16 protein-coding genes and 1 pseudogene are annotated in these 19,195 nt (G+C 66.5%); 1 reads left to right on the top strand and 16 read right to left on the bottom strand.

The genetic code is table 11. The features are described 5' to 3' along the window. Nucleotide 1: 1 nt before the first annotated feature. The 4 genes from C560_RS0116370 to C560_RS0116355 form a co-directional block, all read right to left on the bottom strand. Nucleotides 2-943, bottom strand: a complete 942-nt coding sequence (locus C560_RS0116370; protein ID WP_051533246.1) for a PfkB family carbohydrate kinase — start codon at nucleotides 941-943, stop codon at nucleotides 2-4. A gap of 71 nt (nucleotides 944-1,014) precedes the next feature. Beyond that, a complete protein-coding gene (gene manD / locus C560_RS0116365; RefSeq protein WP_026539003.1) occupies nucleotides 1,015-2,226 on the bottom strand; it encodes a D-mannonate dehydratase ManD in 1,212 nt (403 codons plus the stop codon). Nucleotides 2,227-2,288: 62 nt separating this feature from the next. Then, a complete protein-coding gene (locus C560_RS0116360; protein ID WP_026539002.1) occupies nucleotides 2,289-3,314 on the bottom strand; it encodes an L-idonate 5-dehydrogenase in 1,026 nt (341 codons plus the stop codon). Then, nucleotides 3,311-4,693: an MFS transporter gene (locus tag C560_RS0116355; protein ID WP_026539001.1), complete on the bottom strand. Its 1,383-nt coding sequence runs from the start codon at nucleotides 4,691-4,693 to the stop codon at nucleotides 3,311-3,313. The genes C560_RS0116360 and C560_RS0116355 overlap by 4 nt, the downstream gene beginning before the upstream one ends. Nucleotides 4,694-4,840: 147 nt before the next feature. Between C560_RS0116355 and C560_RS0116350 the strand changes: the two genes are divergently transcribed. Continuing rightward, entirely contained in the window at nucleotides 4,841-5,572 is a 732-nt protein-coding gene (locus tag C560_RS0116350) for a GntR family transcriptional regulator (protein ID WP_026539000.1), read from the top strand. A gap of 143 nt (nucleotides 5,573-5,715) precedes the next feature. On the opposite strand, the pseudogene C560_RS22180 reads toward C560_RS0116350, so the two are convergent. From C560_RS22180 to C560_RS0116290, 12 genes and pseudogenes are all read right to left on the bottom strand, one after another. Further along, nucleotides 5,716-7,277 (bottom strand): annotated as a pseudogene (locus C560_RS22180) (CoA-acylating methylmalonate-semialdehyde dehydrogenase). Continuing rightward, the gene (locus tag C560_RS0116340; RefSeq protein ID WP_026538999.1) at nucleotides 7,277-8,302 is read right to left on the bottom strand and encodes a Gfo/Idh/MocA family protein; all 1,026 of its coding nucleotides are present in this window, start codon (nucleotides 8,300-8,302) and stop codon (nucleotides 7,277-7,279) included. The pseudogene C560_RS22180 and the gene C560_RS0116340 overlap by 1 nt, the downstream one beginning before the upstream one ends. After that, the gene (locus C560_RS0116335) at nucleotides 8,299-9,186 is read right to left on the bottom strand and encodes a sugar phosphate isomerase/epimerase family protein (protein WP_026538998.1); all 888 of its coding nucleotides are present in this window, start codon (nucleotides 9,184-9,186) and stop codon (nucleotides 8,299-8,301) included. The genes C560_RS0116340 and C560_RS0116335 overlap by 4 nt, the downstream gene beginning before the upstream one ends. Beyond that, nucleotides 9,183-9,968, bottom strand: coding sequence for an SDR family oxidoreductase (locus tag C560_RS0116330; protein ID WP_026538997.1), 786 nt, complete (start codon nucleotides 9,966-9,968; stop codon nucleotides 9,183-9,185). The genes C560_RS0116335 and C560_RS0116330 overlap by 4 nt, the downstream gene beginning before the upstream one ends. A 3-nt stretch (nucleotides 9,969-9,971) precedes the next feature. After that, on the bottom strand, nucleotides 9,972-10,985 hold the full coding sequence (iolG, locus tag C560_RS0116325; protein ID WP_026538996.1) for an inositol 2-dehydrogenase: 1,014 nt from the start codon (nucleotides 10,983-10,985) through the stop codon (nucleotides 9,972-9,974). A gap of 66 nt (nucleotides 10,986-11,051) precedes the next feature. Beyond that, the gene (locus C560_RS0116320) at nucleotides 11,052-11,984 is read right to left on the bottom strand and encodes a hydroxyacid dehydrogenase (protein WP_026538995.1); all 933 of its coding nucleotides are present in this window, start codon (nucleotides 11,982-11,984) and stop codon (nucleotides 11,052-11,054) included. Between the two features lie 79 nt (nucleotides 11,985-12,063). After that, nucleotides 12,064-13,092, bottom strand: a complete 1,029-nt coding sequence (locus C560_RS0116315; protein WP_018775557.1) for a LacI family DNA-binding transcriptional regulator — start codon at nucleotides 13,090-13,092, stop codon at nucleotides 12,064-12,066. Nucleotides 13,093-13,094: 2 nt separating this feature from the next. Next, a complete protein-coding gene (locus C560_RS0116310) occupies nucleotides 13,095-14,306 on the bottom strand; it encodes a Gfo/Idh/MocA family protein (RefSeq protein WP_018775558.1) in 1,212 nt (403 codons plus the stop codon). 25 nt (nucleotides 14,307-14,331) lie between these two features. Beyond that, nucleotides 14,332-15,120, bottom strand: a complete 789-nt coding sequence (locus tag C560_RS0116305) for an HpcH/HpaI aldolase family protein (protein WP_197026177.1) — start codon at nucleotides 15,118-15,120, stop codon at nucleotides 14,332-14,334. Continuing rightward, complete coding sequence (gene iolD / locus C560_RS0116300; protein WP_026538993.1) at nucleotides 15,117-17,066, bottom strand: 3D-(3,5/4)-trihydroxycyclohexane-1,2-dione acylhydrolase (decyclizing); 1,950 nt, start codon at nucleotides 17,064-17,066, stop codon at nucleotides 15,117-15,119. Before iolD ends, C560_RS0116305 begins: the two co-directional genes overlap by 4 nt. Before the next feature lie 24 nt (nucleotides 17,067-17,090). Continuing rightward, nucleotides 17,091-18,521: an aldehyde dehydrogenase family protein gene (locus tag C560_RS0116295; RefSeq protein WP_026538992.1), complete on the bottom strand. Its 1,431-nt coding sequence runs from the start codon at nucleotides 18,519-18,521 to the stop codon at nucleotides 17,091-17,093. A gap of 131 nt (nucleotides 18,522-18,652) precedes the next feature. Further along, nucleotides 18,653-19,195 (bottom strand): ATP-binding cassette domain-containing protein (locus C560_RS0116290; protein ID WP_026538991.1); only part of this gene is annotated, 543 nt, incomplete at its 5' end.

The following is a 19,195-nucleotide window of genomic DNA, read 5'->3' as shown; positions in this document are numbered from 1 at the left end:
CTTAGGCGTGTGATGACAGCTCTCCTTCGGTGGCCCGCAGGGCATGAGCGCTTGTCTGTTCAAAGGTGGGGATCAGGCCGGTCCCGCCCTTGCCGCCAACCACCAGCGACGCGGCCGCGGCACCGTAGCGGGCGGCCGCAGCCAGGCTGTCGCCCAGCACCATCCGGGCCGTCAGCGTGCCCACAAAGGCATCGCCGGCACCCGTCTGGTCCACGACCGACGGCGCCGGAATCGCATCAACCCAGGAGCTTTCGTGGTCACCGGCCAGCAGTTTGCCGTCCAGCTGGATTCCCTCCGCGCCGCAGGTCACGGCCACGTTCGCGGCGCCCAGGCTGCGGAGCTTCGCCGCCGCCTCCCTTGGCGTGGTGCAGTCCAGCAAGGCGGATGTTTCGCCCGGGAAGGAGGGGGTGACCAGGAAGATCCGCGGCGCCAGCTCGGCGAGCAGGGCGGCCGCTTCCTCCACCGAGGTGAGCCGGGGCCGGAAGTTGGGGTCGAAGACGAAGCGGCGGGACAGCGCGGATGCCTTGAGGACGGCGGCCCGCGACGTGGCCGAGATCGCGCAGGCGATCCCGCCGGCGATCACCGCCCTTGCCGCGGAAAAGACCGCGGGGTTGACGTCCTCCGGGGACAACGTGGAGCCCACGCTGCCCTTGCGGGCGTAGGAGAACTCGCGCTGGCCTTCCGGGTCGGAGTGCACCAGGTAAACGCCCTGCTGGCCGGGCCTGAACTTCAGCAGCTCGTCCGAAATGCCGAGTTCGCGGATCCTGGCGGCGATCGCCTGGCCGAGGTCGTCGTCGGTCAGCGCTGCCAGCAGCCCTGTGCGGGCTCCGGCCGCGGCGGCGGCAGCTGCGACGTTCAGCGCGTCGCCGGAGATGCCCAGCTGTGCCGGCACGCCGTGGCCGAATGCGACGTCGGTGGCCACCTCCACGAGGATCTCCCCCATCACCACCACGTCGAAGGGCCGGAAGGGCCGGTTCTGCTGCGTGGAAACGTTCGATTCGTATGTTGAGGCGCTCACCAGTCGTGCACCGACCCGTCGAGCCGGCGGTTGATGGGCAGGTACTTCGGGTCGAACGGGAAGGCCGTGGCCGCTTCCTCGTTGAACTCGACGCCGATGCCGGGGGCGTCGCCGGGGTGCATGTAGCCGTCAGTGAAGGTGTAGGAGGTCTTGAAGACCTCACCGGCCGGCTCCCGGTGGCCCATGTACTCCTGGACGCCGAAGTTCGGAATGCTCATGTCCACGTGCAGGGCCGCGGCGAAGGAGACCGGGGAGAGATCGCCGGCGCCGTGCGAGCCGGACCGGACCCCGTAGAGGTCCGCAAGCGAGAAGATGCGGCGCAGGTGCGTGATGCCGCCGGCGTGCGAAACGGACGTGCGGATGTAGTCGATCAGGCGTTCGGTGATCAGCTGCTGGCAGTCCCAGATCGAGTTGAACACCTCACCCACGGCGATGGGCGTGGTGGTGTGCTGGCGGATTAGGCGGAAGGCAGACTGGTCCTCGGCCGGCGTCGGATCCTCGATCCAGAACGGACGGTATTGCTCCAGTGAGGCGCCCAGGCGGCCGGCCTCAATTGGTGTCAGCCGGTGGTGCACGTCGTGCAGGAGGTGCACTCCGTAGCCGAACTGCTCGCGCACGTGCGCCATCATCTTGGGCGCGAAGTCCAGGTAGGAGGTGGTCTCCCACATGTCCTCCTGCGGGACGTTGCCGCTGGCCGGTTCGTAGGTCTTGCCGTCCACGGGCGCGATCCCGTAGGTCTTTTCCAGTCCCGGCACGGCAGCCTGCGCCCGGATGGCCTTGTAACCGAGGTCCAGGTGGTGCTGGAAGTCGGCGCTGAGGTCCTCCAGTGTGGAGCCGCTGGCGTGCCCGTAGACCATGACGCCCTCGCGGGCTGCCCCACCCAGGAGTTCGTAGACCGGCATGCCGGCCACCTTGCCCTTGATGTCCCAGAGCGCGACGTCGATCGCGGCGATCGCGGTCATGGTCACGGGCCCGCGGCGCCAGTAGGCGCCCTTGTAGAAGTACTGCCAGGCGTCCTCGATGCGGCGGGCGTCGCGGCCGATCAGCAGCGGGCACAGGTGCTCCGACAGGTAGGACGCCACGGCCAGTTCGCGGCCGTTCAGTGTGGCGTCGCCGACGCCGGTAACGCCGTCTTCGGTTTCAATAACGAGCGTGACGTAATTCCGTCCTGGCGACGAAACCACTACTCGTGCGTCGGTGATCTTCACTGGCTGGTCCTTCGGATGTCTAATGCCTTGAAATGGTGCGGGGTTTGGTGGATTGGCGTGTCTCAGCCGAGGCGGAGCATGACCTTGCTGCTGCCGGAGGCGGGGTCCGCCGAGACGCGCATGGCTTCGTCCGCCTGGTCGATGCCGAACTTGTGGGTGATGACCGGGGAGACATCCAGGCCGTCGGCCATGGCGCGGAGGGCGTCGCCGATCTCGTCCACGAACCGGTAGGAACCGATCCAGGTGATCTCGCGGGTCACCAGGTCACCGAGGGCGGCCGGCGCCGGGGCGCCGGGAAGGTTGCCGACCTGGACCAGGGTTCCACCCCGGGCGGTGGCCCGGAGCACGCCTCCGAGTACTGCCGGGATTCCGGTTGCTTCGAAGACCAGTTCCATGTCTTCGGGAAGGCTTACGCCGCCGGAGACGTTCAGGACTTCGTCTGCTCCCATGGCCTTGGCGATCCGCAGCGATGCGTCGTTGATGTCCACGGCAATCACAGTTCTCGCGCCGGCGTACTTGGCTGCCGCGACCACCAGCGAGCCGATCGGCCCGGCGCCGTTGACCAGGACGTCTCTGCCGGTGAGGGTCCCTGCCCGGCTGACGGCATGCATGGCGACGGCGAGCGGTTCGGCGAGGGCGCCGTGCAGGGTGTCCACGCCGTCGGGCAGTGGGCGGATCTGCGAGGCCTTGGCGAGCTTCTGCTCGCTGAATCCGCCGTCGGTGTGCGGGTCAAAGGCCGCCGAGCCGAAGTACCTGATGCGCGGGTAGAGGTTGGTGCGGCCCGCCAGGCGGTCCGGCATGGTTCCGTCTCCCACAAGTTCCGCGGGGTGCACGGTGACCGGTTGGCCGACCTCGAGGTTGTGGACACCGGCGCCCAGCTGGGCGATCCGGCCGGCCACTTCATGGCCGAGGATGAGCGGCGACTTCAGGACCGCGGTCCCGGAGGCGCCGTGGCGCCAGTAGGAGAGGTCCGAGCCGCAGATCCCGCCCCATTCGACGTCGAGGACCACCTCGCCGGGTCCGGCGACGGGTTCGGGACGGTCATCGATGCGGAGGTCGTTTGCTCCGTGGACGACGACGGCTTTCATACGGCATCTTCCAGACGGACCAGGTCCCGGCCACGGACCTCGGGGCCCACGGCCGCGGAGATCAGGGTGATCAGGGAGTAGCCAATGAGCATCGCGGCGAGCGGCCACCACTGTCCGGTGATGGCGGTGAGGGTGGCGGCCAGCAGCGGGCCGATGGCGGTGGCAAGGATGCCGCCGATTTCCTTGGCCAGCGCGAGCTGGGTGAAGCGGGTGCGTGCTCCGAAGAACTCGGCCATTGTGACGCTCTCCATGGCGAAGAGGCTCAGGACGCCGAGGTTCAGCCCGATGACCAAGGCGATGGTGATGAGCGCGGTATTGCCGCTGGTGACCATAAGCATCATCGGGATGGCGAACAGTGCCGTAAAGGAGCTCAGCACCAGGTACAGGGGCTTGCGGCCAAACCGGTCCCCCAGCAGGCCCATGACGGGGATGGTGAGGAATCCGAGCAGGGAGCCGTACACGATGGCGGTGGTGCCCACGCTCTTGTCCACCAGCAGGACCGTGGCGAGGTAGCCGATCAGGAAGGTTTGAATCAGCCCTGAGTTGCCTGCTTGGCCGAACCGCAGTCCCAGGGCGATCAGGAAGGCCTTGCCCTTGCGCTGGTGCAGGGCAGCTTCGATGGCGCTGGTGTTTGCGAGCTCATCTGCCGCCGCGATTTCACGCTTGGACAGTGCCACGCCGTCCACAACGTCCGCCCGCTGTTCGAAGACCGGGCTTTCCTTGAGGGAGCGGCGGATCCAAACGGCGAAGAGCATCAGCACGAAGCTGAACAGGAACGGAATGCGCCAGCCCCAGCTCAGCAGCTGCTCCTCGGAAAGTGTGCTCACCAGGACCGCCCAGAGCGCGGAAGCGGCGAGGGTGCCGGAGTTCGTGCCGAGGCATACGAGGGAGGAGATGAGGCCTCGCCGGCGGGCCGGAGCGAACTCGGCCAGCATCACGGTGGCCCCGGCGATTTCGGCGCCGGCACCGAAGCCCTGCGCCAGCCGCAGCACAACCAGCAGAATGGGAGCCCAAATGCCGATCATCGCGTACGTGGGCAGGAATCCGATCAGGGTTGTTGAGGCACCCATGAGGGCGATGGTGATGAAGAGGACCTTCTTGCGGCCGATCCTGTCGCCCATGCGGCCGAAGTAGACAGCGCCGGCAAGACGGGCAACGTAACCCACACCATAGGTGGCCATGGCGGCAATGAGGCCCACGACCGGGCTGACATCGGGGAAAAAGATCTTGTTGAAGACGATGGCTGCTGCCAGGGAGTACAGCTGGAAGTCCATGAATTCCATGGCAGTTCCCAGCCACCCGGAAACAGCAACTTTAGCCAGCTCCTTGGTGGGTTTGGTCTCCGGCAAGGTGGTGGGCGGCGCAATGCTCTCAGTCATCTGATGCTCCTTTGCAGGCGATGAAAAACGAAGGGGAGAGTCGAACGGAAGAAGGCCGGCGTTCTCTCAATGTGACCGGCGGCACCTCGCTAACTACTACCATACAAGCACTACCATTCTAGTGTGTCAAGGGAATAGACTGAGGGCATGGCATCCGACAAACACAGCAAGGGACGGTCGCCGCGGCTGTCCGTGCGTGACCAGACCCTGGAGACGCTGCGGCGGCGCATCATTTCCCTGCAGCTGCCTCCGGGGGAACCGCTCTCGGAGAACGAGCTCGCGCAGGAACTGGGGGTCAGCCGCACGCCGGTGCGGGAAAGCTTGATCCTGCTGAGGGAAGAGGGGCTGGTCCAGGTCTACCCGCAGATCGGTTCCTTCGTCTCGCTCGTGGACCTCGGGCGGGTCTCAGAGGCGCAGTTTGTCCGCGAGGCCATCGAGTGCGCCTCCCTGCGCGACCTCTCGGTCGATGACGCGGGCATCGCGGGACTTCGTGCGGTCCTTCAAGGCCAAACGGAGGCCGAAGCCGCCGGTGACGTGGAGGAGTTCTTCCGCCTGGACGAGGAGTTCCATCGAGAGCTTCTCCGGCTTGCAGGCCACGAATCCGCTTGGGCCGCCGTCAACTCCGCCAAAGCGCACCTCGATCGCGCACGACGCCTGAGCCTGCTGGAGACGAGGCCCATTTCGACGCTGATCCAGCAACACGCCGCCGTAGTGGACGCCCTGGAAGCCAACAACCTGGCGGACGCCGACAGCTCACTGCGCCTGCACCTGCGAGGCGTTTTTGAGGATGTTCAACGCATCCAACAGGCAACTCCGCAGCTCTTTTCCGACGGAGCCACGCGCCGGCCGACCCGGCGCAGCGTGGCCCGCCTGGCCTGACCCCGGACAGAGCCGCGTCAGTCTTGCTGATGTTCGCGGGTCAACCATGCAGGGACCGGCTGCGCTGACCACGTCAGCACAGCCGGTCCTGTGGGTGTCTCCCGCTGGCGGCCTTGTCGCACCGGCCAACGGAGGCGGCATCCCTAGTTGGAGGGGAAGTTGTACGAGGCCCCTGAGGCGTGGCTGGCTTCCGGCCACCGGGAGGTGACCACCTTGCCGCGGGTGTAGAACGAGACGCCTTCCGGGCCGTAGATGTGCTTGTCGCCGAACAGCGAGGCCTTCCAGCCGCCGAAGGAGTAGTAGGCCACCGGGACGGGCAGCGGCACGTTGATGCCGATCATGCCGACGTCGACGGAACGCTGGAACTTCCGGGCGATGGCGCCGGAGGAGGTGAAGATGGCGGTGCCGTTCCCGTACGGGTTGGCGTTGATCAGTTCGATGCCCTCCTCCAGGTCCTCGACCCGGACCACAACCAGGACAGGTCCGAAGATTTCCTCGGTGTACGCGGACATTTCTGTCTTCACGTGGTCGATCACCGTGGGGCCGACCCAGAAGCCGTCCTCATGGCCGGGAACCACGAGGTCGCGGCCGTCCACCACCATCGCGGCGCCGCCGGCTTCCGCTTCGGTAATGGTCTTGACGATGAATCCCCGGGAGTCGCTGCTGATGACCGGGCCCATGTCGGCGTCGGGTTCCGTGCCGATCTTGACCTTGACGTCCAGGGCGCGTTCCTGGACTTTCTTGACCAGCAGGTCGGCGGCGTCACCGACGGCGACGGCGACGGAGATCGCCATGCAGCGCTGGCCGGCGGAGCCGAAGGCTGCGGCGGCCAGATGGTCGGCGGCGTTGTCGAGGTCGACCGCTGGCCGGCGGAGCCGAAGGCTGCGGCGGCCAGATGGTCGGCGGCGTTGTCGAGGTCGGCGTCGGGCATCACGATGGCGTGGTTCTTCGCGCCGCCCAGGGCCTGGACCCGCTTGCCGTGGGCGGTGGCCACTTCAAGGATGTGCTTGGCCACCGGCGTGGAGCCCACGAAGGAGATCGCATCCACGTCCGGGTGGGTCAGCAGGCCCGAGACAACCTCACGGTCGCCGTGCAGGACCTGGAACACGCCGTCAGGCAGGCCTGCCTGCTTCCACAGCCTGGCCAGCAGCATCGCCGCGGACGGCACGCGGTGGGAAGGCTTGAGAATGAAGGCGTTGCCGGTGGCGATCGCCATCGGGGCCATCCACAGCGGCACCATGACCGGGAAGTTGAACGGGGTGATGCCCGCGACGACGCCGACGGGCTCGCGGAAGGAGAACACGTCGATCCCGGTGGAGACCTGGTCCGAGTACTCGCCCTTGAGCAGCTGCGGGATGCCGCAGGCGAACTCGATCACCTCGAGGCCGCGGCCGATCTCGCCCTTCGCGTCGGAGAGGACCTTGCCGTGCTCGGCCGTAATCAGCTGAGCAAGTTCCTCCACGTGCGAGGCGACGAGCTCGCGGAACTTGAACAGCACGGCCGTGCGCTTGGCCAGGGAGATGTCGCCCCAGGTGTCGGCGGCGGCGCGGGCGGCGGCGACGGTGGCGTCCAGGTCGGCCCGGTTGGCCAGCCGCAGCTCCGCGGAGACGGCGCCGGTGGCGGGGTTGTAGACGGGCTTGGTGTCGGTCCCGGTGCCTGCTGCCTCGGCGCCGTTGATGAAGTGGCTAATGCTGGTGACGGTCATTACTGCTCCTGTAGTAAGTGGTGTTGCACGCCGTGAACCTGTTCGACGTTCCGCGGGAGTCCTGCGGCGAGGGATTCATGGATGGCGAGCCGGACGGCCAGGTTCTGCTCAGTGAGTTCCCGGTGGACCACCTCGTGCACCGAGCTACGGGTCCAGACGCTGAACCTTTCGATTTCGACCTTGAATGGGTCTTCGGTGACATCGAAGGCCTCGGTGCTGCCGTCCCTGAGCGAAACTGTCACCCGTGCCGGCTCTCCGGGGTTCGGGTCGAACGCCTTGTCGAGCGTGATGTTTCCCTTGGTGCCGATGATCTGGAACGTGTTTGTTCGGGGTCCTTCGAAGCCGCAGTCCAAGGTGCCAAGGACGCCGTCGTAATCCAGGATCGCTGCGACTGTGGTCTCAACTGGGTCCGTGGGGCTGGTTCCTTTGGCGTAGACGCTGACTGGGAGCCGGCCCATGACCATGTTCATGATGTCCACGGCATAGCATCCGACGTCGTTGACGGCACCGCCCTCAAGGCCCGTCTGCAGACGGACCTCTCCCGGGCTGCGGTCCATGACAAAGTGGAACCGCGCGTGCATGGAGACGATCTGGCCGATCCGGCCGGCGTCGATGAACTCACGGACTTTCTGGTGCTGCGGATGGAAGCGATACATGAAGGCTTCCATCAGGGTCACGCCGTTCCGATCACAGGCGTCCACGACGCGGGCGTAATCTTCAAGGCTTCCGACCAGCGGCTTCTCGCAGAGTATGTCCTTTCCCGCCTCGGCCGCTGCGATGATCCATTCAGCGTGCAGACCGTTGGGGAAGGGTAGATACACGGCCTCGATGTTCGGGTCGGCGATGAGCTCTTCGTGCGACTCGTACACGGCCGGGATGCCAAACCGTGAGGCGACCTCCGCCGCGCGTCCGTTCGGACTGCTGATCGCGGAGGCGACAGCATTACGGGTCTTCTTCATCGCCGGCAGGAAACGGTCCTGGGCGATGCGGGCGGTGGTGAGAACGCCCCAGCGCACTGCGCTCATGTGGCCAGCCCGGCTTCCAGCTCCCGGAGGAATGCCACGGACTGCCGGACATCCCGGACCGGCCCGTCGTCGGCAGGTTCGGATTCCAGGATGGTGTCCTGTTCCATCGTGAACCAGCCGCCATACCCGGCCGCGAGGAGGTCCCGGACGATGCCGGCGATCCCGACGTCGCCTTGTCCCAACGGGACGTACATTCCGGTCTTGACCCCGTCGGTGTAGGAGATTTCATTGTTCTGGACCCGCTCGGCGACGGCCTTGCGCACATCTTTCAGATGGGTGTGACCGATGCGCGAGGCATAGTCCCGGACGAGCGGTCCGGGGTCCGTGCCGCCGATCAGGAGATGCCCGGTGTCCAGGCACAGGTTCGCGGCGGTGTCGTTCAGGACGCGGTTGACGTCTGACGTCGTTTCGATCATGGTGCCTACGTGGGGGTGCACGACGGCCTGGATGCCCCTGTCAGCTGCCGCCTTGACGATGGCGTCGAGGTTCCGGCCGAACCGGTTCCAGCCCTCGGCATCGAGCTCGTGGCGCTGGTCATAGCCGGCGACACCGGTTTCGGCGGCCAGGACCATGATGCTCGCGCCCGCCGCCTGGTAGGCGTCCAGTTCCGCTGAGACCGCCTGCAGCGGGTTCTTGGCGGCATCGTGCAGGATGACGGGGAAGAATCCTCCGATGGCCTGCAGGTAGTGCCGCTTGAGGACTTCCGCGCGTTCGGTTGCCTGTTCGGGCAGGAAGCCTGCGGGGCCGAATTCCGTCGCAGTGATACCCAGGGCAGTCATCTCGGACAGTACGCGGTCTGCCTCCAGTTGGTAGCCCCATCCGGGGACTTCGCACACGCCCCAGGAAATGGGGGCGGCGGCAAGGCGGCTGGTGATGGTGCTCAATCTGATCCTCCGTATACGTTTTGATCCCAGTCAATGACCGAGCCGGTGACGACTCCGCTCCTGTCGGAGAGGAGAAAGACTACAAATTCGGCGATCTCGTCCACTTGTCCGAGCTTGCCCATCGGCACCGAGGCGTTGGCTTTTTCCAGCCAGTCGTCTCCTGCGCCGTGAAATTTCCTTTGGGTCTCGGCTTCGCCGTCGGTGGCGGTCCAGCCGATGTCCAGGCCGTTGATGCGGATCTTGTCCCAGCGGTGGGCGTGTGCGGCGTTCCGGGTTGCCCCGGCCAGCCCGGCCTTCGCCGCGACGTAGGGCGCCAGGTAGGGCTGGCCGCCAAGTTCGGCGATGGAGATGACGTTCACGATGCTGCCTGGAGCACCGCGTTCCCGGAGGTGCCTGATCGTTTCGGCCATGATGAAGAACGGTGACTTCAGGTTGACGGCGATGTGTGCGTCGAAGAGTTCCGGGGTGGTGTCCAGCATGGTTCCGCGGGTGGTCAGGCCGGCAGCATTTACGGCGCAGTCGATCCTCCCGAACGCGGCGATGGTTGCCAGTACCGAGGCCCTCGCCTGTTCCACGTCGGCCAGGTCGGTTTTGATGAAGCGGGCATCGACGCCGGACTCCGTCAGCTCGGCGGCCAGCTTTTCGCCCGAGTCGGCGTTGCGCCCGGTGACGGCGACGCCGGCCGCGCCTTCGGCTGCCGCCCGGCGGGCAATCCCGGCACCCAGGCCCTGGGTGCCGCCGCTGACAAGGAGGACCCTGTCTTTAAGGAGTGGACCGTTCATTGGCTACTCCGCTCCGATTTTGACGGCGCGGCCGGACCTGGCGGATTCTTCGGCGGCGTTGGCCAGGATGAGCGCCATCACCCCGTCGTCGAATCCCGGGCTGCAGGCGGTTCCTTGGCGGATGGACTGCACGAAGCTGTCCAGTTCGCTGCGGTAGGCCTGGGCGTAGCGTTCCAGGAAAAACGGCAGGTAGGCATCGGATTCTTCGGTGCCCGTGGCGCCGTACTTGCGCACGGTGGTCGGGGTCATGTTGCCGGCGGTCAGCAGGCCCTCGCTGCCGAATGCTTCCAGCCGTTGGTCGTGGCCATAGGCGCTGTGGCGGGAATTGGTGATCGTGACGAGCTCACCTCCCCGTCCGCGCAGGGTGATGACCACCGAGTCGAAGTCGCCGGCTTCTTCGATGTAGTCGCAGAAAAGGTTCGAACCTGTGGCCGAGACTTCGATGATGTCCGGGACGAAGAACCGGGCCATGTCGAGGTCGTGGATGCTCTGGTCCCGGAAGATCCCGCCGGATGTGGCGATATAGTCCTTGGGCGCGGGGGCGGGGTCCCGGCTGATGATGGTCAGCTGCTCCAGGCGTCCGATTTCGCCGGCCTCAACCCGTGCGCGGACGGAGGCGAAGTTCGGGTCGAAGCGCCGGTTGAAACCGAGCATGAGCGGGGTCTTGGTGCCGCGGATCTGGTCGCGGCACACGCGGACGCGGTCAATGTCCAGATCGATGGGCTTTTCGCACAGGGCGGCGACGCCGGCGGCGACTGCCCTGGAGATCAGGTCGACGTGGGTGCTCGTCGGCGAACCGATAATGATGGCGTCCAGGTCCTGGTTGGCGAAGACCTCGTCAGCGGTTTCGACGGCCTGCGCCCCGGTCGCGGCGGCGAGGGCCTGTGCGCCCTTGAGGAACGGGTCGGCGATCCAGGCCAGTTCCAGGTCGGGGTGGGCGGCGATGTTCCGGGCGTGGACCTGGCCGATGCGGCCGGATCCGAAGAGTGCAACCTTGAGGGGGCGGTCAGCGGACATGCGTAATGGTCCTTTCTAGTTCTCCACAGGCGGATTCGGCTGCGGTTGGTTGCGGGTGAGGGAGTGTCATGGTGCGGCCACCGCCGCGGGGGTGCGGCCGGCCAGGACGTCGACGGCGCCCTTGGCGGCGTCGCGGACGGTGTGAACCATTCCCTGGCGGGTAAACCCCATCAGGTGCGGCGTGAGGACGACGTTCTGGTGGTCAAAGACGGGGTGGTGTGCCGGCGGTTCGGGATCATAGACGTCCAGCCCGAGACCAGCCAGCTGACCGGTGAGAAGGGCGTCGTGCGCCGCGTCCAGGTCAACGAGCCCACCCCGGCTGCAATTGATGAGGATGGCCCCGGCCGGCATCAGTGCGATGCGCTCGGCGTTAATGAGGTTGTGGTTTTCCTGCGTCAGCGGCACGTGCAGGGTGACGAAATCGCTCCGGCGCAGCAGTTCCTCCACCGCGTCGCAGCGGATGCCGGCCGGGACGTCGGCGAACGGGTCGAAGGCCAGGACATTGAGGTCAAAGGCCTCGGCAATTCGGGCTACGCGGCGTCCGATACGGCCGTATCCGATGATGCCGAGGGTGAACCCCTCGAGGTCGCCGACGTGCACGGAGGACCTCTCCTCCCAGCGGCCGTCCCTCACCACCGAGGTCAGGGTCGACAGCTTCTTCACGAGTGACAGTAGGTGGGCGAAGACCCCTTCGGCGACGGATGCGGTGTTGCTTCCGGGGGTGATCACGACGGGGATGCCGCGGCGGTTGGCCTCCGCGACATCGACAAGGTCGGTGCCGACGCCGGTCCTGGCAATCACCCTCAGGGCCGGCATGCGGTCAAGGAGTTCACGGTCCACCCGGTAGGCCGCGCGGACGATTGCGGCATCGGCCCGGGCGAGATCTTCCTCCGTGGGGTTATGAATCATTTGTTGGTGTGGTGCCAGCACCGGTTCGACCAGTCCGGCCTCCACGTCGCCGAGAGCTACGACTATTTGGGGTGCGGTTATTGAAGCCATCGTCATCCTTGAAGATGTGAGGGTGCATCCCGGCCAGGCCATGAAGGCCCGCGGGGTGACTATATGAATGGGGTGTGGGTCAGAGGCCGAGCAGGCTGGACTTGCGGATGACCAGTTCCGGGACGATGGGCTGGTGGACGAAGCCTCCGCCAAAGTCGTGGTCCTGGATGCGGTGCAGGAGCGTTTTCGCCCCGGCAACGCCGATCGTCGAGCTGTCAGGATCTACGGTGGTGAGCCCGAGCCGGGGCATGGCGCCGAGGGAGATGTTGTCGTACCCGGTGATCGCGACCTGGAGTCCGCGTTCATCGGCTGCGGTCATCGCGCCCAGGGCAGCCAGATCGTTGATGCAGGCCAGGGCGGTGGGCCGCAGCCGGCCGGACGCGCCGAGCGCCCGCTGGGCCGCAACGTACCCGGATTCCTGGGAGAAGTCCGCATCGACAACGTGGATGTTCCGTCCCAGCCCGTGGTTTTCCATCGCGGCGGCGTAGCCGCTGACACGCGCCGCCCCGACCGAACCGCCGAGCCCGCCCAGATGTGCGATGCGTTCGTGGCCCAGACCGACGAGATGGTCCACGACCATGGAGATGCCGCGGGCGTCGTCGCTTCGGACGACGTCGGCTGTGTCGATGTAGTCCGGGCCTCCACCGGCGAACACGACGGCTCCTCCCGAGACAACGCGGCTGAACGGCGCTTTGTCCGGAACGGTTCCAATCACGAGGAGCCCGGCGACCCGCAGGTCGCGGAATGCCTGGAGGATGGACAGGTCCACTCCCCCGCCAGATGCCGCCGACGCCGTGACCGCGCTGAAGAGCACGGTGTGGCCGGCCTCTTCCAGTACCGGCCGTGCGGCGTCGACGACGTCAAAGGCCCAAGGATTGTGCAGGTCGCTGACCAGCACGCCGATGGTCCCGTTGCTGCGGGTTGCGAGCGACCTGGCGGCCGTATTGAGCTCGTAGCCGAGCTCCTCGACAACTTCCAGCACCCGCTGGCGGCGTTCGGCGCTGACCCGGGGAGAGTCACGCAGGACGAGTGAAACCAAGGACTTTGATACGCCGGCGCGTTCGGCCACGTCCAAGATCGTTGGCCGCCGGGCGGATGCAGTTGCCATGGTTAGGCCCGCGCCGCAGTTGTGCCGTGGATTTCCTCGATCTTCTGCCACTGACCTGACAATGAGGAAGCCTCGGCGGCGCTGACGATCGCGGCCGCGGAGGCAGCATCATGGATGTTCGAGTTTTCCTGGGCGCCTCCTGCGACGGCGACGAGGAACTTCTTCGCTTCGATGACCTTCAAGTCATCGAAGCCCATGCTGTTGCCGGGTCCGGGCTGGAAGTGGGCGTAGTCGCCGTGGCGGGGGCTGGCGTTCACGGTGGTGTAGCCCTGTTCGTCGTTGCTGCGTCCCAGGCAGACCTTGAGCTCGTTCATGCGTTCAAAGTCCCATTTGAGCGAACCTTCGGTTCCGTAGACTTCGATCTGGTAGCCGCATTCGGGGCCCACGGCGACGCGGGAGGACTCGATGGTGCCGACGGCTCCTGCGCCGCGGGCGGACGGGCCGAAGCGGACCAGCGCGGCTGCGTAGTCCTCATTTTCAACCTCTCCCATTTCCCCGTTTTCGATCACTGCGAAGTGCGTTGCCGAGCCCATGGCGAGCTTTGGCCGCTGCGTGTAGACGGTGCTGGTGAGCGCAGTGACCTCGGCGATGGGTCCGACTACATATTGGCACAGGTCGGTGGCGTGGCTGAACAGATCGGCCAGCACGCCGGTGCCGGCAAGTTTCCGGTCGAACCGCCAGGACAGGGCACCGTTGGGCTCGGAGGCGTACCCGGAGAAGAACACGGCCCGGACGTTGGTCACCCGCCCCAGGCGCCCGGCGGCGATGAGCTCGCGTGCGTGCTCGACGGCGGGGGCGTGCCGGTAGTTGTAACCGATGGAGGTCAGCACTCCGGCCTCCACTGCCGCTTCCTGCACGGCGGCTGTTTCTTCGTAGCCGCGGCCGACCGGCTTTTCGATCCAGAAGTGCTTTCCGGCTTTGGCGGCCGCGATGCCGATCTCTGCGTGGAGGAAGTTGGGTGCGCAGATGGAGACGACGTCCACGTCGGGGTGGTTGAGGACATCGTGGTAGTCGGCGGTTCCCTCGGCGTAGCCGAGAACGTCGCGGGCGAACTGGACCCGGCTGGGTTCGGTGTCGGCGGCGATGACGAGCTTGGTCTTCAGGCCGAGTTCGGGATAGACGTACGGTACGGCTTGGTAGGCGCGCGAGTGGAGCTTTCCCATCCATCCGACGCTGATGAGGCCGACGCCGATGGTGCGAGATTCTAGGCTCACGTTCTTGCCTTTCTTGTTGTATTGGTCAGTTGCGGGCGGTTGCGAAGGCGTCACGGAACGCCGCCGCCATGATCGTCGAGTCGGAGCCGATGGCCACGAACCGGAAGCCCTGCCGGACGTACTTGGCAGCTCCCGGGCCGTCCACGGCCAGGATGCCCGCCGCCTTGTTGTGCAGCTGGGCCGCGGAGACGACGCGCTGCAGGGCTTCCTGGAAGACGTTGCTGTCCAGCTGCAGCGGGACGCCGAGCGCGTAGGACAGATCCAGCGGCCCGACGAAGACGACGTCGACGCCGTCCTGGGCGGCGATGTCTTCGACAGACTTCAGCGCTTCAAGGGTTTCGATCTGGATGATTCCGAGGGTTTCCTGGCCGGGTTCAGTGAGGGTCCGGCGGTCCATGCCCCAGCGGCAGGCCCGGTTGTACGTGGCCACGCCGCGGTCTCCCTGGGGCGGGTACAGCATGTGCCGGACCGACTGTGCGGCCTGGTCGATCGTGTTCAACCGGGGAACCATGATCCCGGCGGCCCCCTGGTCCAGGACGCGGCCGATGCGGATACGGTCTCCTGATTCGACCCGGACGATGGTCGGGACGCCGTAGCTGCCGGCGGCAACGACGCCGTCGCGGACCGCATCTTCACCTCCGGAGCCGTGTTCGAGGTCGATCAGCACCCAGTCGGCGCCTGCCGCCGCACAGACTTCGGCGGCGGTGGCCGATGACATCCCTACGAAGGTCCCGATGGTGACTTCACCGTCCGCGAGGCGCCGGCGCAGCTGTCCGGAATCCAGTGGTCCGGCACTCAGCGGTCGGGGGCTCATCCGAACCACCGCTGGCGGCCGCGTGCCTGCTCGTAGTCGGCGCGGAGGGTGCGGACCCATTCCTGTCCGGATACTTCCGCGGGAGCCACATCCCACCAGACGTCGCCGCCGGGCAGGTCCACGTGCGGCACCGTGGGGACAACGATCACGACGGGGCCTTGGGTGTCCCGGGTCGACGTCAGTGCCTCGCGGACCTCGGCGGCCGTGGTGGCCCTGAGAGCCAGGGCACCCAGGCCTTCGGCGATCTGGCGGAGGTCCACCTTGAGGTAGTCCCCGTCCAGCCGGGCCTTCGGCGCGTCGGCGGCTGCGACGCTGCCTCCGGTGGTGCGGTAGCGGAACTCGTTGCCGAATTCCTTGCCGGTGCGGTTCATCTGCAGCCGGTGGATGACCTGGTAGCCGTGGTTTTCGGAGACGATGACCGTGACGTTGAGCCCTTCCTGCGCCGCGGTAAGGATCTCCGTGGGTGCCATCAGGAAGGTGCCGTCGCCGATGAAGGTGACCACGCGGTTGTCGTTGTTCCCTTCCGCCAGGCGGACGCCCATGCCGGCGGCGATTTCGTAGCCCATGCAGGAGAAGCCGAACTCCAAGTGGCAGTGCCGGTTCCCGGTCGCGTCCCACACCTTCTGCAGGTCGCCCGGCGGGCCGCCCGCCGCGGCGATCACGGTGTCCCCGGAACGGGCGTGTTCCTGCATCAGGCCGATCAGTTGCGGCTGGGTGAGGACCGCTTCGGTGACCGGTGCGTGCGGGTGGTCCGCGGGATTGTAGGCGGTGTCTGCGTCCAGCCATTGTGTCCGGATGGGTGCCCAGCGGGCTTTCTCTGCCTGGACGGTGTCCTGCCAGGACTCGGCAGTGCTGTGGCCTTCCAGCGCCTGGGCCAGGGCTTCGAGTCCCAGCCGGGCATCGGCAAGAATTCCGGTGGCACCCTGCTTGCGGGTGTCGGCGTCGACGACGTTCAGTGCCGCGAACTTGACGCCGTCGTGCTCGAAGATCGACTGTGAGCCGGTGGCGAAGTCGGTGAGGCGGGTTCCCACGCTGAGGACCAGGTCGGCCTGTTTGACCAGGGCGTTGGACGCGAAGTTGCCTTCGAGCCCGACACCGCCTACCTGCCACCATTCGTCCTTCGTGACGGCACCCTTTCCGCCGAAGGTTTCCACAACCGGAATACCGACCTGGCCGGCCAGGTGCTCAAGGGCCGCGTGGGCATCCGAGTAGTGGATGCCGCCGCCGGCGATGATCACGGGCCGTCGTGCAGCCCTGATCAGCCCGGCGACCTCCTCGATTTCGGCCGGGTCCGGCAGCGGGCGCCGGATCTTCCAGTCCCGGGGGGCGAAGAATTCGGCCGGGAAGTCGTAGGCGTGGGATTGCACGTCCTGGGGCAGGGACAGGACGACGGCGCCGGTGTCCGTGGGGCTGGTCAGCACGCGCATGGCCTGCGGCAGTGCGGTCAGGAGCTGCTCGGGTCGGGTGATGCGGTCAAAGAAGCGCGAGACGGGACGGAAGGCGTCGTTGACGGTGGCGTCCGCTTCGGTCGGGTGCTCGAGCTGCTGGAGGACCGGGCCCTGATGGCGGGTGGCATACGTGTCTCCGGGCAGGAGCAGGAGAGGGACCCGGTTGACGGTGGCCAGTCCCGCCGCCGTGACCAGGTTCAGGGCACCTGGGCCGATGGAGGCGGTCACGGCCAGGACGGCCTGGCGGCGGCTGGCCTTGGCGTAGGCGGTCGAAATGTGCGCCATGTATTGTTCGTGGCGGCCCTGGATGAAGGGCATGTCATCGGCCAGTTCGTCGAAGGCTTGGCCGAGGCCGGCGACGTTGCCGTGCCCGAAGATTCCCAGGGCTGCGGGGACGAGGCGCCGCCTGACGCCGTCGGCGACGGAGTATTGGACGGACAGGTATTTGACGACCGCCTGGGCGGTGGTGAGCCGGATGGTCTGTGAGTTAGTGGTCATTGCCTTATTCCAGAAGTCGAGGGGTTACCAGGGGCGTCCGTGCAGAATGACCGTTTTTTCTTCGGTCATTTCCTGCACTGCGGAGCGGACACCTTCCTTGCCGACGCCGCTGCCCTTGAGTCCTCCGTAGGGCATGAGGTCGGCACGCCACAGGGGCGTCCAGTTGATGTGGATGTTGCCGGCGTCGATCTGCCGCATTGCCTGGATGCTGCCGGCGATATCGCTGGTGAAGATTCCGGCGCCGAGGCCGTAGTCGTTGTCATTGGCCAGGGCGATGGCTGAATCGAGGTCGGATGCCGAGGTAACGGCCACGGCGGGTCCGAAGAGTTCGTTGCGGCTCAGCGGAGAGCGCGGATCGACGCCTGCGACGACGGCCGGGGTGACAACGGCTCCCTGGCGGTCTCCGCCGGTGAGCACTTTGGCGCCGGAGTACCGTGCTTCGTTGATCGAGGCGTGGACGCGGGTCGCTTCCTCTTCCGAGATCAGTGACCCGAGCCGGGTCTCGGCTTCGCGCGGGTTGCCGATCGCGATGGCTTCCACCTTGGGCACGAGGGCGTCGAGGAAGTCTGCTTCGACCCGGCGGTCAACGATGACCCGCTGGACCGAGATGCAGACCTGGCCGGCATTGATGAATCCGCCGGCTGCGACGGCGCTGGCAGCAAGTTCGATGTCGGCGTCCGGGAGGATGATCACCGGGCAGGAGGCGCCAAGCTCCAGGGACAGTTTCTTGACGCCGGCGATCGAGCTGATCCGGGTGCCGGTGGCGGTGGACCCGGTGAAGGAGACTTTCCGTACCCGCGGGTCAGTAACGAGCACATCGCCCAGGGTGCTGCCCGGACCGGTCAGGACGGACAGCACCTCCGGCGGGAGGCCTGCGTCGACGAAGCACTGAGCCAGCTTCAGTGCGGTCAGCGGGGTCGCCCGGGCCGGCTTCAGCACGACGGCGTTTCCGGCGGCGAGAGCCGGCGCGATCTTGTGCAGAACCAGCAGCGCGGGGTAGTTGAATGGGGTGATGGCTACGACGATGCCCACGGGCTGCCGGAGCGTGAAACCGATCTTGTCCAGGCCGGTGCCGCCGTTGGCATCCAGGGGAAGGGTGGAGCCGTAGAGCTGGCTTCCCTCGTAGGCGGCCAGGCGGATGATGTTCCCCGACCTGCTGGCTTCTCCCCGGGCCTCCGTGATCGGCTTCCCGGTTTCGGCACTGATGGTCTGGGCAATGTCCTCGGCACGTTCGTCGGCCAGGGCGGCTGCGCGCAGGAGGATGTCCACCCTCACGTGTGCCGGCGTGGACCTCTGCAGGTGGGCGCCGATCTCGGCACGGTCGAGGGCGGCCTGGGCGTCCTGGACCGTGGCGACCGGAACCGTGTCAATGACCCGGCCGTCGAAGGGCGACCGGACTTCCTCGGTCCTGCCGTCGGCGGCGCCGCGCCAGGTTCCGGCGATTAGCATTTGCATGGTTGCTCCATCTGGGTGGAAGAGCGGCCCTCCCGATTCCCGCGGGAATTGGGTCGACCGTTCCGATTTCGAATTTGATCTGTCTACTTCGGCGCTGCGCCGGAGCCGGAGGGAAGTGCGGGCTGACGCAGTCAGTGTCTGCCGATGCTCTGGCGTTCTGAATCGACGTCGGCGACCTCTGCCTGGACTTCTTTGACGATGTCGCCGTGGCCGCCGAGTTGTTCGAGTTCGTGGGCGAGTTCGGCGAGTTCGGCGCCGCCGGCCATTTGGGCGGTGAGTTCGTCGAGGGTGATGTCTTTTTTGTCGTAGTAGCCGATTGATTTGCCGCGTTTGAGCAGCAGGAACCGGTCCCCGACGGGGAAGGCGTGGTGCGGGTTGTGGGTGATGAAGATGACCCCGAGGCCGCGGTCGCGGGCCTGCAGGATGTAGCGGAGCACGACGCCGGACTGCTTCACGCCCAGGGCCGCGGTGGGCTCGTCCAGGATCAGGACCTTCGCGCCGAAGTACACGGCCCGGGCGATCGCGACGCACTGGCGTTCACCGCCGGAGAGCTGGCCGATGGGCTGTTCGACGTCGCGCAGGTCGATGCCCATCGCGGCGAGTTCGGCGAGCGTGATGTCCTTCATCTTCTCGACGTCCATGCTCTTGAACGGGCCGAACCCGCTCGTCAGTTC

Origin of the sequence: Arthrobacter sp. 9MFCol3.1 (genome assembly GCF_000620385.1) — a bacterium.
In the GTDB taxonomy this organism is placed as follows: Bacteria; Actinomycetota; Actinomycetes; order Actinomycetales; family Micrococcaceae; genus Arthrobacter.
This window is presented reverse-complemented; position numbering and strand designations above follow the sequence as displayed.

Excerpts from the sequence above, each read along its gene's own strand:
- C560_RS0116370 (WP_051533246.1), bottom strand. The coding sequence starts at position 943 with ATGGGGGAGATCCTCGTGGAGGTGGCCACCGACGTCGCATTCGGCCAC.
- C560_RS0116360 (WP_026539002.1), bottom strand. The coding sequence starts at position 3,314 with ATGAAAGCCGTCGTCGTCCACGGAGCAAACGACCTCCGCATCGATGAC.
- C560_RS0116355 (WP_026539001.1), bottom strand. The coding sequence starts at position 4,693 with ATGACTGAGAGCATTGCGCCGCCCACCACCTTGCCGGAGACCAAACCC.
- C560_RS0116350 (WP_026539000.1), top strand. The coding sequence starts at position 4,841 with ATGGCATCCGACAAACACAGCAAGGGACGGTCGCCGCGGCTGTCCGTG.
- C560_RS0116340 (WP_026538999.1), bottom strand. The coding sequence starts at position 8,302 with ATGAGCGCAGTGCGCTGGGGCGTTCTCACCACCGCCCGCATCGCCCAG.
- C560_RS0116330 (WP_026538997.1), bottom strand. The coding sequence starts at position 9,968 with ATGAACGGTCCACTCCTTAAAGACAGGGTCCTCCTTGTCAGCGGCGGC.
- iolG (WP_026538996.1), bottom strand. The coding sequence starts at position 10,985 with ATGTCCGCTGACCGCCCCCTCAAGGTTGCACTCTTCGGATCCGGCCGC.
- C560_RS0116320 (WP_026538995.1), bottom strand. The coding sequence starts at position 11,984 with ATGGCTTCAATAACCGCACCCCAAATAGTCGTAGCTCTCGGCGACGTG.
- C560_RS0116315 (WP_018775557.1), bottom strand. The coding sequence starts at position 13,092 with ATGGCAACTGCATCCGCCCGGCGGCCAACGATCTTGGACGTGGCCGAA.
- C560_RS0116305 (WP_197026177.1), bottom strand. The coding sequence starts at position 15,120 with ATGAGCCCCCGACCGCTGAGTGCCGGACCACTGGATTCCGGACAGCTG.
- iolD (WP_026538993.1), bottom strand. The coding sequence starts at position 17,066 with ATGACCACTAACTCACAGACCATCCGGCTCACCACCGCCCAGGCGGTC.
- C560_RS0116295 (WP_026538992.1), bottom strand. The coding sequence starts at position 18,521 with ATGCAAATGCTAATCGCCGGAACCTGGCGCGGCGCCGCCGACGGCAGG.